Source organism: Mucilaginibacter sp. PAMB04274 (genome assembly GCF_039634385.2).
Classification (GTDB): Bacteria; Bacteroidota; Bacteroidia; order Sphingobacteriales; family Sphingobacteriaceae; genus Mucilaginibacter.
Map to the genome: position 1 here is coordinate 4745658 of NZ_CP155081.2, position 14633 is coordinate 4760290.

The 14633-nt window shown below is 47.6% G+C and carries 12 protein-coding genes; 6 read left to right on the forward strand and 6 right to left on the reverse strand.

Features of this window, described 5'->3' with window-relative positions:
• Positions 1–65: 65 nt before the first annotated feature.
• Positions 66–1493, forward strand: a complete 1428-nt coding sequence (locus ABDD95_RS20200) for a DUF4932 domain-containing protein (RefSeq protein WP_345949162.1) — start codon at positions 66–68, stop codon at positions 1491–1493.
• 108 nt (positions 1494–1601) lie between these two features.
• Here ABDD95_RS20200 and ABDD95_RS20205 read toward each other — a convergent pair whose 3' ends face one another.
• From ABDD95_RS20205 to ABDD95_RS20215, 3 genes are all read right to left on the reverse strand, one after another.
• Positions 1602–1799 (reverse strand): outer membrane beta-barrel protein, encoded by a 198-nt coding sequence (locus tag ABDD95_RS20205; RefSeq protein WP_345949163.1) that lies wholly within the window; start codon positions 1797–1799, stop codon positions 1602–1604.
• A gap of 230 nt (positions 1800–2029) precedes the next feature.
• Positions 2030–2614, reverse strand: a complete 585-nt coding sequence (locus ABDD95_RS20210) for a hypothetical protein (protein ID WP_345949164.1) — start codon at positions 2612–2614, stop codon at positions 2030–2032.
• Between the two features lie 122 nt (positions 2615–2736).
• Positions 2737–3273 (reverse strand): hypothetical protein, encoded by a 537-nt coding sequence (locus ABDD95_RS20215; RefSeq protein ID WP_345949165.1) that lies wholly within the window; start codon positions 3271–3273, stop codon positions 2737–2739.
• A gap of 715 nt (positions 3274–3988) precedes the next feature.
• On the opposite strand from ABDD95_RS20215, the gene ABDD95_RS20220 reads away from it, so the two are divergent.
• The 3 genes from ABDD95_RS20220 to ABDD95_RS20230 are packed head-to-tail and all read left to right on the forward strand — an operon-like array spanning position 3989 to position 9943.
• Positions 3989–5341, forward strand: coding sequence for a TlpA disulfide reductase family protein (locus ABDD95_RS20220; RefSeq protein ID WP_345949166.1), 1353 nt, complete (start codon positions 3989–3991; stop codon positions 5339–5341).
• A gap of 24 nt (positions 5342–5365) precedes the next feature.
• Positions 5366–8557 carry a SusC/RagA family TonB-linked outer membrane protein gene (locus ABDD95_RS20225; protein WP_345949167.1) on the forward strand — a complete coding sequence of 1064 codons (3192 nt, stop codon included), beginning with the start codon at positions 5366–5368 and terminating at the stop codon, positions 8555–8557.
• Positions 8558–8572: 15 nt separating this feature from the next.
• A complete protein-coding gene (locus tag ABDD95_RS20230) occupies positions 8573–9943 on the forward strand; it encodes a RagB/SusD family nutrient uptake outer membrane protein (protein ID WP_345949168.1) in 1371 nt (456 codons plus the stop codon).
• Positions 9944–9979: 36 nt separating this feature from the next.
• Here ABDD95_RS20230 and ABDD95_RS20235 read toward each other — a convergent pair whose 3' ends face one another.
• The 3 genes from ABDD95_RS20235 to ABDD95_RS20245 form a co-directional block, all read right to left on the reverse strand.
• Positions 9980–10288, reverse strand: coding sequence for a hypothetical protein (locus ABDD95_RS20235; RefSeq protein WP_345949169.1), 309 nt, complete (start codon positions 10286–10288; stop codon positions 9980–9982).
• Positions 10289–10407: 119 nt separating this feature from the next.
• The gene (locus ABDD95_RS20240; protein ID WP_345949170.1) at positions 10408–10887 is read right to left on the reverse strand and encodes a MauE/DoxX family redox-associated membrane protein; all 480 of its coding nucleotides are present in this window, start codon (positions 10885–10887) and stop codon (positions 10408–10410) included.
• A gap of 203 nt (positions 10888–11090) precedes the next feature.
• Positions 11091–12122, reverse strand: a complete 1032-nt coding sequence (locus tag ABDD95_RS20245; protein WP_345949171.1) for a helix-turn-helix transcriptional regulator — start codon at positions 12120–12122, stop codon at positions 11091–11093.
• A gap of 533 nt (positions 12123–12655) precedes the next feature.
• On the opposite strand from ABDD95_RS20245, the gene ABDD95_RS20250 reads away from it, so the two are divergent.
• Together ABDD95_RS20250 and ABDD95_RS20255 are read left to right on the forward strand one after the other, a co-directional pair.
• Entirely contained in the window at positions 12656–13942 is a 1287-nt protein-coding gene (locus ABDD95_RS20250) for an aminotransferase class I/II-fold pyridoxal phosphate-dependent enzyme (RefSeq protein WP_345949172.1), read from the forward strand.
• An 11-nt stretch (positions 13943–13953) separates the two neighbouring features.
• Complete coding sequence (locus ABDD95_RS20255) at positions 13954–14619, forward strand: TetR/AcrR family transcriptional regulator (protein ID WP_345949173.1); 666 nt, start codon at positions 13954–13956, stop codon at positions 14617–14619.
• The last annotated feature ends 14 nt before the right edge of the window (positions 14620–14633 follow it).

Below are 14633 nucleotides of genomic sequence, written 5' to 3' on the forward strand. Positions count from 1 at the left end.
ACAAAATTGCTTATACGTGTCACACTGTATATATTAGCAACGTCTATACAACTTGATCCTTATCTATGAAGCATTTCTTTACTTTGTTAGCTGTGTTCACAGTTTTCTGTTCTCAACTTAACGGACAGCCAGTTAAACCTACTGCCGGATTACGTAGCCCTGTTGTTGACCAACGTGTAGAGCTCATTAGTATTGCAGCCCGATTAGCGGGTTATGAAGAATATGTTAACGATTATAATAAGCAATATGTAGCGGATATTCACCAGTTCTACGACCGATATAATGCGCATCCGCTGATCAAATTCATGCAGCAGATCAGAGAATCGAACGGCATCGGTTATGACGCGGTTGTCGGCATGGCCGTTCACTTGGGTCCTGCGCCTGGTTTTAAACCGCTGGTAGCCTTCAATGATTCGGTGCCTGACCGGCGCTGGGGCAGTGCTGCAACGTCGATGAAATTTGCCCGCCTGTTTAGCAGCTTCTATAGCGATACGCACAGTGACCAATTTTTCACGTCGCACCGATCCGTTTATCAGGAAGCTATACAGCGATTTTCGGGCATTTACAATAAATTGGATGCAAGCTGGTTTACCCGGTATTATGCCACCGTACCTAAAGGTACTTTTAACATCATCATCGGTTTGGGACTTGGCGGAAACAACTACGGGCCCAAAGTTATTTTCCCTAAAGGTAAAGAAGAGCTTTATGCCATCATGGGTGTTTGGAAATTCGATGAGAATGGTAAGCCCCTCTTTGAGGAAACGAACTTTTTACCTACACTTATTCACGAATTCAATCACTCGTTCATTAATTATTTGACCCTGACGCATCAAAAACAGTTGAGGCCCGCTGGCGAAACGATCTTTCAGGCAGTGAGCAGTCAAATGAAGAAGCGTGCTTATGGGGATTGGAAAACCATGCTGAGTGAGTCATTGGTAAGAGCTTCCGTGATCAGATACCTGAAAAGCCACAATACGGATACAACTGTCGCAGAGAAGCAATTGCAGCTGGAACGGTCAGCTGGATTCGTCTGGCTCGGGCAACTGGTCGATCTGCTGGATGCTTACGAACAAAACAGGAAATCTTACCCCACGCTTGAAAGCTACATGCCAGAGGTCATACGGTTTTATGAAAGGACCGCCGGCAATATTAATCGCATTGTTGCCAGCTACCGGGACAAACTACCTCATGTAGTTTCTATCAGCCCGTTCAGCAATGGGGAAGAGCATGTGAGCGCCGGCCTTACTGAAATAAAAATAAGTTTCGATAAGCCGCTTGCGGGGGGGTATTCGATCAATCTGGGCAAGAACGGTAAAGAGCATTATCCGGTAACGAAATTTATCGGCTACACCGATCAGAACACTGCCATCATCTTGCAGGTTTCTCTAAGACCAGATTTCGATTACCAGTTTGTGTTGACGGGCAGATCCTTTAAGACACTCGACGGCTATCCGATAGAAGATTACTTGGTAAGCTTCAAAACGGCTAAGTGATTGAAACAGGATGGCTCCATTGATTATTTCGTTACGGATCACCAAAGTTCACTTGCTTTTCTATTTCCGGTTACCTTGATTTTCCGAATGAGTAGATCATGCTTACGGTCAATCTTCTTTGATCATATCGTTGTTATAGGTCTGGGTGAAGTCTCGGGAATACAAATTCCCTTTACTGACGAAGCTTTTCCGAATGTCATCGGCTGAGGCGTTGATCTGTAATTTATTGCCCAGAAATGCCCGTTTAATGCCTGCTGTAAGGTCATATATGTTTTTGCGGTATTCATTACGCTGGGTGTACGGCAAGGTTTGGAAAATGTTAAGGAAAACATTGACGTTTTGTTCAAAATAGAAGTGTTGTTGGTGCTATAGTATAGAGACGAGCCATCGTGTAACGGAATTTCAGTCAGTATTGAATTTCAATAGACATGCTGAACCTACAAGTATATCAAACTTTAAAAGTTTAAGCCTACTTAACAGTAATAAAATTAGTTACCTCGTTACCATGGTGATTAGTAAATGATACGCTTTAAACCTTAGACCTTTTTAAACATAGTCCTTCCAAAATCGTCTTTCTGATCTTTATTCAATTTGGCAATTCCACTTTTCTTATTAGTATAATAATTAAGTACCTTGACCATATTACGCGGATGAAACCTTTCACCCAATTGCTCTTTGCACTTATTGAAAATATCAAGTGCCCGTTTGGGTTCGTCAAAATAGTCTTCTTTTAATAAAGAATCTATATAACCCTTTACTTCATTAAAGGACGACAATATAAGATCAGTAGGAAGTTCCTGATACTTTTTCTCAACTTCAATAGTTTTAAAAAATATATAATCAACTTTTTTAGCGTCCCTTATAAAGATTTCGTAGACGTTATTTCTTATTTCATTAAAATAAGAAATAATTTCCAGATGATTAATATCTTGTTCGGTTTTGGGAGGCATTACCGACGGCAACTTTTCGTCAAATATCAATAGTAGGTAATTGGTATCGTCAATGTTATACCGTCTGGTTATTAACGGATTCTCGGCATCACGAACAAGAAAATCAGTCTTACCGAACATAAAGGACAACTCCCAGGCAGAAATGCCTAACGCCAACCGTTTGTCCCTCACTAAATATGTTTTGAAAAAGTCTATGGCCGTAACACTAATTTTGTGGTCACTTTTCTTGTGTCGTTTGAGGTTAGGAATGTCCATTTAAAATCTGGATTTATTGCCAGCAAGATAGTAATAGCTTAAGATTTTTTATAAAGAGCTTCATTTTCGCCGGATCGCATGAGTTTTTTCTTTGTTTCAGCGCGTACAATCACTGAAGTGAAATCGGTGGTTTTCCATTCGCGTTTCATATACTGATTGCAATAAGCTGTAATTTCTTTGACATTGTGCCATTCATTAAAGAAGGAGTCGTTATTTTCGATAAGGAGATTTAGCGTTCCTGTTGCCTGAATATTTTTCGGTATTGTATCTATTGTTTTAACAATCATTTTTTCGGGAACCGCGACTTTTGGATAGAGGTCAAAAATTGTGTAATCAATTTTTTCTTTTCCCTGACTCAATGCCATCTTACTAAACTCTTTTACAATTATATTAAGATGACTGTCATTATAAGTCGTAGGTGTTTTACTACTTTCAATAAGTCCCACCAAGTTAGTTTCAGAATATTTTGTGATTTTTTTTGATAATACTTGTTGTGAAATGTCCAGCTCCAACCGATAGGACCTAACCATGTTAATTATGTGGTTGTGCAATAGAGAAATTAAAATTTCAGCCATGCACTAAATGACACAAATTAGTATTTATACATCTTTATGTAATATTTTTGCATTTCTTTAATAATTTGATTATGTTTGGTTTATGATTAATGTGAATAGGTGCTGCCAACTATTCATATTTAAGATATGGTATCAATTAAGAGTCTTGCGGTCACATTCTGAAGCCGTTAACGCAGGACAGCAGAATTATACCCACAGCTATGCCTATGATATGCTATATTTGCATGTCTAAATAGTTGTGGGCTCTGCTGTAAATCCGTGTTAACTTAAGGCTTCAGAAACTATTATGTGACCACGGTTAGTAGAGCCCACAATTATTAAAGCTCCAAATTTACTGCAAGGCTCGTGTTTAAATATACGGGCGATGAAAACTAAGAACTACATTTATAAATTTCGCAGAGGAAACACCTTTGTATTAAAGTACTTCATTGATAGTTCATTATTAAGTCAGACTACTTTAAATCAATATTCCCAAAATATACGTCAATTTTACGGCGAAGGTTCCCTTTATCAAAGAGAGATTCCTAACACTTTTGATGCTCTTATTCTTTCTCCAAAGCAATTATTTAAGCTGATTATAAAATCGCCGGTGTGATTTACTTTGAAAATGGCAACCGCAAAATTGAAACCTAATCATAATTTTCAATTTTGCGTTTTTGAGGCATTCAAGCTTTGAAGCTAATCCTTCTTTTACTCACCAAAGCGCTCTTCACTCATGAAAAAAATAACGAAATACATCGTACTGGCTGTGCTTTGCCTAAATTTTAGCGTATGGGCACAGGTTAACCAAGCCGTTGGTACTGCGGGCCGTGGCATAAGGATCGGGCAGCCTGTGCCCGACATTACCCTTACTGGGCTTATTCATTATAAGGATCGGACCGGTCATCCGGCCGGTACCGCCAAACTTGCTGATTTTAAAGGCAAATTACTGATCCTCGATTTTTGGGCGACCTGGTGCAGTCCCTGCATCGCCATGATTCCCAGGATGGACAGCTTGCAAAAGCGGTTTGATGGCCAATTGCAGTTCTTATCCGTAACCTACCAGTCCGCCAACGAGGTCAATGCTTTTATGGCCAAGTTCACCCGGCAGCAACACCGGACTTACGATATCCCAGAACTGGTTGGCGATAAAGCATTAAATAACCTTTTTCCGCATAGCTCTTTGCCGCATTTTGTTTGGATCGATCCTGATGGGATCGTACGGGCAATTACCGATCAGAATGCGGTGAATATGAAAAATATCAATAACCTGCTGTTGCATCAGGATATCAAAGCACCGGTAAAACAGGACGTCGCCTTATTGCCCTATGACCGCACCAAGCCCTTATTCACCCACCAGAACTCGGCGTTTGATTCCACTTTGATCTTCCGGTCGTCCCTGACCGGGTGCGTAGAAGGATTACGGTCAGGCTATCATTATGACCTTGATCAACCGGGAAAATCCCGCCGGATCACCACCAGGAACGTGCCCCTGATGGCCTTGTTCAGTAACGCCTATGCCGGTCAGTACAGGACGCTGGGCAATCATAAGATCTTGCTCGATGTTCAGGATACGACGGCTTTGAATTCCTCCCAGACCGGCGCCGCTTATCATCAATGGCTGTTTGCGGGTCATGGCTATTGTTATGAACTGATCGTTCCGCCACGGCTGGCCCCGGATATCTTTTCCATCATGCAGTCAGACCTCAGCCGGCTGTTTCCGCAATACAAAGCGCGGGTGGAACTGCTGGACCGCGATTGTTGGGTACTGACCCGGACTGCTGCTACCGATAAGCTGAAAACCACCGGCAGCAAACCCCATATCCAGGTCGATCGCTTTGGCTTCCAGATGAGCAACGCCACCTTGGATTATTTGATCGTACAGCTGGACTCCTTTTACCTCTCCAATACGCCCTACCCGGTAGTGGACGGCACCGGCTATACCGGTAAAGTGGATCTTAGCCTGGACGCCAACCTGGGCAGTATAGAGTCCCTTAATCAAGCCCTGGAAAAATATGATCTGAAATTCGTTCTGAAAAAAGCGCCCATTGAAATGCTGCACATCAGCGACAACGACAAGGCTTTGTAACCTAATCTATTCACCAACACACTCATGAAAAGACTATTACTCCTCTTGTTCGTTTTTGGCTTCCCGCTGTTCGTCGTCGCGCAGCAGTCCGCCATCACCGGGACCGTTTTATCCGGGAGTAACGGCGAGCCGCTCGCAGGAGCCACGGTACGTACGCAAACGCAAAGTACGGTTACCGACCGGTCCGGGAACTTCGCGCTCAGGCTTCCAGCTGCAGCCGACTCGCTAACCATCTCCTTTATCGGGTACCGGACGCAGACCATCCAGCTTAACCACTCACCTGGCTTTCGGCATGTCATTCAATTGGAGCCCACGGCTAACCAGTTGAATGAAGTTGTCATAAACACCGGTTACCAGCGCTTACCGAAGGAACGCTCTACCGGGTCATTTGCCCAGGTCGACCGGCAACTGCTGAACCGGAGGGTCAGTACCGATTTGCTGAGCCGCCTGGAAGACGTGACCTCCGGTCTGATCTTTAACCGCGGCGCAACCAGTACGAACGCCCAAACGCCCATTACGATACGGGGCCAGAGTACCATTAACGCGAACGTGGATCCCCTGATCATCCTGGATAATTTTCCGTACCAGGGTGACCTCAATGACATCAATCCCAACGACGTCGAAAGCGTAACCGTGCTTAAAGATGCGGCTGCGGCTTCCATTTGGGGTGCCCGCGCCGGCAACGGGGTCATTGTCATCACCACCAAAAAAGGAGCCTTCAACCGCCCCATACAAGTGTCGCTCAATGCGAACGTGACCATCGGTGCCAAGCCGGATCTCTTTTACCAGCCGCAAATGTCCTCGGCAGACTTTATTGATATCGAGCAAAAATTATTTGCCCAGGGCTTTTACCAGGCCGCGGAACAGTCGGCAGCGCATACGGCGCTCACGCCTGCCGTAGAGTTACTGATTGCGCAGCGTGACGGAAAAATATCACCGGCTGAGGCGAATGCCCAACTGGGAGCCCTAAAGCAGCAGGATGTCCGCAATGACCTGAACCGGTATTTTTACCGCAAAAGCGTCAACCAGCAGTACGCCTTCAACCTCAGTGGGGGCTCAGAAAAACAGCGGTTCTATATATCGACAGGTTATGACAAAGACCTGGCTAATTTGAACCGCAATACTTACGACCGATTTACGCTAAATGCCTCCAATACCTATTCTTTGATCGACAGCCGGTTGCAGGTCAGTACCGGATTCATGCTGACGCAAAGCAGGAACCAGCTCGACAACCCTAATTACAATTCTTCCTACAATGCGATCACCAATACGCCTTATTATCCCTATGCCCGTCTAGCCGACAGCGAGGGAAACCCGCTGACGGTCGCTAATGATTACCGGATGGCTTATGCCCGGTCTGCCGCATCCTCCGGACTTTTGGACTGGCAATATAGCCCGGTCAATGAACTCTATGCGGCGGATCAAACCAGCAGGGTCACCGATTACCGGATCAATGCCAGCGCGGATTACCGGATCATTCCCGCCCTCCATGCACTGGTGTCCTATCAATATGGCAGAGGGCTCACAGACGGCAGGAATCTGCAAACCCAGGACACCTACTACGCGCGTAACCTGATCAACCAGTTTTCACAGGTCAATGCGGACGGGAGTATCAAAAGGATCATTCCCTTGGGTGGCATCCTGGACTTAGGGCGAACTTCTCTGACCAGCCACAATATCCGGGGACAGCTCAATTTCAATAAAGGCTGGCAAAAAAATGAGCTCAATGCCATTGCCGGCTATGAGTTGCAGGAGGTTCAGACGACCGGCAATACGTATCGCTTATATGGCTATGATGCTGACCATGCCACCAGCCAGTTGGTGGACTACGTCAATCTTTATCCCTTTTACCAAAATCCGGGCGCGACCGGGCAGGTTCCGAACAGAGACACCCAGACAGAGCTCACCGACCGGTATATTTCCTGGTATGCCAATGCAGGTTATACTTATGACCGGCGGTATTCCCTGACAGGCAGCGTCCGGTTTGACCGGTCCAACCTCTTCGGGGTCAATACCAATCAAAAAGGCATTCCGCTTTGGTCAGCAGGTGCAGGCTGGAACATCAGCCATGAAAGCTTTTATCACCTGGGCTGGTTACCTTACCTGAAGTTCAGGGCAACCTATGGTTTAAGCGGAAACGTGGACAAAAAGCTATCGGCTTTCACTACGGCCCAATATGCCCTGACCAAAGCGCCGACCACACTGCTGCCCTTCCAGCGTATCGTGAACCCGCCCAATCCGGAACTCCGGTGGGAGCAGATCAGGACCACGAACTTTGGCCTGGACTTCAGTACCCGGAATGACCGGATCAGCGGCACGGTCGAGGTTTACCGGAAAAAAGGCGTAGATCTTATTGGCACCACACCGTTTGCGCCGTCCACCGGCATCAGCAGCTTTACCGGTAACAACGCCAATACAACAACCCATGGTGCAGATCTGACGGTCAATACTCGGAATACCAACGGCGTCCTCCAGTGGAACTCCACCCTGCTGCTGAGTTATGTCAAAGACCAGGTAACCGAATATGCAACCGCTCAACTGAACGCGTCAACGATCGGTCTGATCGGCTATCCCATTCAAGGCAACCCATTGTACGCCATTTATAGTTATCCATGGGCTGGACTTGACCCCTTGACGGGTGACCCCCAGGGCATTTTAAATGCTCAGGTCAGTAAAGATTACGCGGCCATCCTTAGCAATGCCAGCGCCGGCACGATTGTCTACAACGGATCAGCCAGGCCCACTACTTTCGGCGCATTCCGCAATACAATCACCTACCGGAACTTTTCGCTGTCTGCCAATATCAGCTTTCGCTTAGGCTATTATTTCCGGAAATCTTCTGTCAACTATGCATCCGTACTGAGTGGACTGGGAGGAAGCGGGGATTACGCCTTACGCTGGCAAAAACCGGGGGATGAATCCCATACCCAGATCCCCTCGCTTCCGGCAGCGATCGATAACAACCGGGATGGTTTTTATGCGCTCGCGGAAACCCTGGTCGGCAAAGCGGACCATATCCGTTTGCAGGATATCAACTTCAGCTACGACCTTTCAGGTATCCGCCTGAGAAAATTGGCCATCCGGCATTTACAGTTGTACCTGTATGCCAACAACCTTGCCCTGTTATGGAAAGCCAACTCCTTTGGCGTTGATCCCGACTACCAGACCGGTCCGCCGCCCAAAACCATTGCAGCCGGTTTTAAACTCGACTTTTAAATTAAATAGCATCCCATGAAAAAGATGACCCTGTACCTATTAGCCGGCTTGACCTGTTGGATTAGTGCCTGCCAGAAGGAGTTTTTGGATAAAAAGCCCAACCAGGCTCTGACGGTTCCAACTACCCTGACCGACTTCCAGTCCCTGTTAGATAATAACGCGGATATAAATGTGGCGCCCTATTTGAGCGTGACCGGTACGGACGATATTTACACGACGGACGCCGGTCTTTCCGGCGCAGGCGTGGTGATCGCCAACAGCTACCTGTGGCAGCCCGATATCTACCAGGGACAAACCCAGAATGACTGGAACAAACCTTACCAGCAGGTATTCACGGCGAATGTTATCCTGGATGGCCTGGCTAAGTATCAGCCGGACCCGGCCAGCCAAAGCCAGTTTAATATGATCAAAGGCAGTGCCTTATTCATCAGGTCGATGGCGTTCTACCATTTGGCGCAGCAGTTTGCGATGCCCTACGACCCGGCTACCGCTTCTGCGACCCTGGGCATCCCTGTTCGTCTTTCCTCCGACGTCAACCAGCCATCAACCCGGGGGACGCTGCAACAGGTTTATGACCAGATCACCCAAGACCTGCGCCTTGCCGCCGATCTGTTACCCAAACAAAGTGATTATAAGACCCGGCCGACCCAGCAGGCCGCATTCGCCCTGTTAGCCAGAACCTATCAAACCATGCAGTTGTATGACCAGGCAGGGCAATATGCTTCCGCCTGTCTGAATATCCGCAAAGACCTGATCGATTACAATACGCTTACCGCCAGTTTAGCCAAGCCCTTACCCCGGGCATTGCCCAATGGCAATGATGAAGTATTGTATTATACCGCATTGAGCAACGTTAACTTTTTTATTATCCCGACGCTAACCAGCGTGGACAGTACCTTGTACCGTTCCTATGCGGCCAATGACCTGAGAAAATCTATCTTCTTTACGGTGAAGTCTCCCGCGATCACCCAGTTCAAGGGGAATTATAGCGGGACAACAGCCATGTTTGCCGGTCTGGCCCTGGATGAAGTTTACCTCATCCGGGCAGAAAGCTACGCCCGGGCCGGCAATAGTTCCGCCGCCATGAACGACCTGAATTTCTTGTTGCAAAATCGTTGGAAGAAGGGAACATTTGTGCCGCTGACGGCATCAAATGCCGCAGAAGCTTTAACGCAGCTACTGACCGAACGCCGGAAGGAACTGGTCTTCCGGAATACCAGATGGACTGATCTGAAACGGCTAAACCAGGATAACCGGTTTGCCAAGACTTTGACGAGAAACGCGAACGGAAAAATCTATACGTTGTTACCCGGAAGCCCGAGATATGCCTTCCCCATACCGGACGATGAGCTCAGAAACAGTGGAATAGCACAAAATATCAGATAAAACAAAGCCGGCCTCTTCAGGGGCCGGCTTTGTTGATTAAGGAATAACCGTGTACTGTCCCATTTCCGTGTCCGGACTGTTGGGAGCCGCCACGCCGTCGGCCGGCTGGCTGTCAAAAAAAGCAGTACAGGCTTTGGAGGCTTCCGAACAGCTGTAATTACCGGATTCGCCGCCTTGCTCCCGGTTATTTAACACCCAGTGTGTCGTTGCATTGGAACTGGTATTGGCATACTGTTGCAGCACCTTTGGGCTTTTTGCCGGTGCTTTGAACGCCAGGGTGAAGGTAGCTACTGCTACAAGGCCTGCCAGGCCTATTTTGTTGATGTTCTTAAAAAACTTACGCATGATTTCTAGTTTTGGATTCGTACCGGAATGGCACGAATGGATTTACCGTACAGACCCCGGAAGCTTGTATCCTACGGTCGATTTTGATTTTTTGTAGTGCAGGGCAAGCTCTCATCCTGCTAGGACTGGTCGTTCAATTGCCTGAAACTCCTTTCTTTGTTGAGGTGTAACCATCTGTTCATTGCCTTCCATTCGTTGTCTATGGCAACACCCCAAAGGGCAAGACCAATAAAAACGAGATTAAATAAGAGATGCGTACCATAGCCCATATGGGACAAGATCCCGCCACAGCTGCAGGGAACCCGGCCAAATACCCCGGTCATGGTGATCGCGATATATATCGTAAAAGCACTTAGTAAAGCAACTGAAGCATACAGTGCTCTCAATCTGCTTGGTAAGTAGAGTAATAAGCACATCAGTAGCAACTCTGTTAAGGGTACCAGCCACCATAAGAGATCAGCGATCACGGTGGGGAAAACCTGGTTACGCATTTCCTGCCGTGATTTGTCCAGATCAATCAGCTTGCTCATCGCCGCATAAAAAAACAACGCTGCTATGATGCCGGCAATTACTTTCAGTAGCTTTTCCTTCCTGCTCATCGCTCATTCTTTTGACCATCATCTTAAAGCGCAACCCGACCTGCTAAGCACAGCGCTGACCTTAAAAAGATGCTGATGTAAAGTTCGGTCGCCGGATCTTTGATCCTTTATAGTTTCGGAGGGAATCAATGGTGGTGGTATGAGGACGCGCAAAAAACTGATGGCTTTGCGCTTGAAATTGACTGGGATTAACTTTTCCTCGTCTAGCGGTTCTTGCGATACACAGATGGATTGATCTGGTAAAATTTAGTGAAGGCGGTGGAGAAGTAAGCTTCGTTATCATAGCCTACTGCTAAGGCAATACTTCGGATACTTTTGTTGGTATCTTTTAAAAGCGTAGCGGCTTGGCTCATGCGAAGCTCGATCACCAATCGGTGTACCGGCTTGCCCAGATACTTCTTGGCTAATTTTCTGACCTGCCAACCGGTTAATTGCAGCGCCTCAGCTATTGCTGATAACCGGTTGACCGACTCGGTGTGATAATTCGTTTGCAGGAATTCCATTAACCTGCGGGCATCCGCTTCTTCCAAAGGGGTAATAATGTACTGGTTGTTCGCCAGCAGTCTGTGATAAAATCCTAGGCACTTCGTCAGCAAAACCAAAATACCTGCGCCTCTTTCCATCGCATTATCGGCCGTGTAATGCAGCATCCGGTCTAGGTAATTCCGGATTGTTTGCCCGATCGCACAGTAAGGCAGGATGACCGGTGCTTTTTGCCGGGCGGCCAGGTGTTTCAACAATTCGTCAAATCGAGGAAAGTCTGCTCTGGCCGGCAACAACTCGTTTTCTGAGAGCGTAACGATCAGCAACTGATGCGGTCCCTTTTTTAACCTGGCCTCATAGGTCACCGTTCCGTTATAGGAAAGATAAAATGTGCCGGCCGTGGCTTGGGAAACCTTAAGGCCTGCTTCGTCATAAAAATCAATGGTACCCTTGAACACGAACGTCAGAAAGGTTGCCGGGTATAGTACATCAAAGCGGATGCGGATGTCTGCTGCAGCTTTGATCTCCAGCAACTGCATATAAAATCCGACGTGGCTGAACTGCTGACTCACCATGGGTGCTTCGGGATACGGAACCAGCTCGCAGATCGCATGCGGTACAGGATATGCACCCATTCCCGGGTTGTATTTTACCCGTTTGCTGTTGGCCTTGACGGCTTCAGGAAGGTGAATCGATATCGGTGGTCCCATCATGCTATTATCACTCGTTGATGTTGGAGGCACAGCTTCCATGAACGCTGAATTTCTTGCCTGCGCCCAATCCGTTTCTTGGTTATTTCAAACGATCAACAGCCTCAAAACCAGACCGCCACCTGGTCGACTTTGTAAAGTTTTCAATGCTGTTCGGTGTGGATAGCCTACTCCTAAAGCAACCGGTTTCACAACCTTGGTCCCTAAATCTGACGTCTGAAATTCCATTACGCACAGTTTTTAAATCATCTTATTTTGAAAAGCTGCTCAAATCCATGTTGTAGTGCAAAAAAAGCGGTTGCATGGCGTGTGGTCAAGTGTCATTTTCGCAATAGAAAAAGACACCCGTCAAGAAAAAGTAGTCGATTTTTGAAAGTTTGGAAAAATAGATCCCTTATTACAGAGATATATTTCGATTATTTCAGAGAAGGAGCCAGCAACTTTTACCTGAATTGCCAAGTTTTTAAATATTAACAAAAAGTTAAGTATTTATTAAATAATAGGCAAAAGTGACCACTTTTTGAAAATTGGTATCCTAAATTTAAGGGTAAGCATTAAAACACTTATCTGATACCATGAATATTAGCTTTGACAAGGCCAGCTTCAAGGATTTTGAAAACATTGAAGGCTACAATATGTATGCAAGGGCCGAGATCTTTAACAACTACCTGAACTTCCTGGATCAACGCGGGCACCTCAATTACCGCATGGTCTGTACCTCCGGCTGCGGCCCGGAAATTCAGGTCCTGCTACCCGGTCAATCCAGCCCGCAGCCGCTTGTCGGCCTGGTCTCCAATGACTATCTGGGATTTACCCAACATCCCCGGGTCCGGCAAGCCGCCATGGCGGCGATCGAACAATATGGCACCGGTTCGGGCGCGTCTCCGGCCATCGGCGGACACTTCCGCTTTCACCAGCAACTAGAAGAAGCCATCGCCCGGTTCTTTAAACGCGATCAGGAAGCTTCTATTTTATATACCACCGGTTATACCTCCAACAGCGCCACCATCCAATGCCTGCTGAAAAAGGAGGATATCGCGATCTATGACATGGGCGTACATGCCAGCGTCCAGGAAGGCGGACTGCTTACCAATGTCAAGACCTTTCCGCATAACGACCTGGACCGTTTGGAGCAGGTGTTAAAAAATGTACAGCATGCCTATCGCAACAAAATGGTCGTCATCGATGGCGTGTATTCCCAGGACGGTGATATGGCGCCGCTGGATCAAATTCTTAAGCTGACGAAACGGTACGGTGCTTACCTGGCCGTTGATGACGCGCATGGGATCGGTGTGATCGGCAAAACGGGCCGGGGGGTGCTGGAGTTGTATGACCTACTTGACGAAGTAGACCTGATCACCGGCACTTTCAGCAAGACCTTCGCCAGTATCGGTGGCTATGTCATCGGCAAACCGGCGCTAATCCGCCTGCTCAAGTTCCAGTCCCGTCAGCATCTCTTTTCCGCCGCCGGCACCCCCGCAGATATTGCCGCAGTGCTGGAGTCGATCCGCCTGCTGGATGAGGAGCCCCAGTGGATGGATCGGCTCTGGGATAACATCCGTTACTTCCGGCAGGGCTTACTGGATCTCGGCATGGATATCGGCACGACCGAATCTGCGATCATCCCCGTGAAGATCGGTGACCCGAAAAAAACGGGTGAAGCCGGTCTGCTGTTACTGGAACAGGGCATCTATACTAATCCGATCATTTACCCGGCCGTTTCCCGGAAGGATGCCCGGATCAGGATGAGCGTCATGGCCACGCATACCCGGGAACAACTGGACCGGACTTTACAGGCCTTTGCCCGGGTAGACGAGCAGATCGGCATTGCCCTACCCAACAGATCAGGAAGTGAACATTAAATAAAGCAGCTATGCAACCCGGAAATAAACGCGCCTCCCGCAGGACTAATAACCGGCCGCTGACGGAGCGTAAACTGATCGATGCCGTAGGCGTCATTTTAAAAAAGAAAGGTTATAAAGGCTTGTCCGCCCGCGCGATTGCCCGGGAGGCAGAGGTGACCACCAGCCTGATCTTTAAGTATTTCAGCACCCTGGACTCCCTTGTCGCCAAGTACATCGTCGAAAAAGATTACTGGATGGCCTCTAAAGCAGAGATGACGGTCATGCTGGAAGGCATCCGAAAGAAAAGCGGGCTGATCGAGATGCTGGTCTTTGTCCTGGAAAAACAGTTCGACTATTTCTTCCAGGAAGAAGAAATGCAGCAGCTCATTCTTTGGGAGATCACCGAAAAATGCTCCCTCATGGATGATATTGGCAAGATACGGGAACTCCTGGCGAAGGATTTTTTCCAGCAGACCGATCCCTATTTTGAAGGGTCTGGTATCAGTTTTAAAGCAGTCGCCGCCCTGTTGGTGTCAGGCATTTATTACCTTGTGTTACATGCCCGGACGAACTACAGCACACAATGTGGGATCGACATCCGTTCGGCGAAAGACCGGGCGGAGATCATCAGAACGATCCGCCAGATCTTGCAGTGGGCCTTCGATGCGGCCAGATCACGGCGGCACGCCGGGTAACCTACCACCGATCA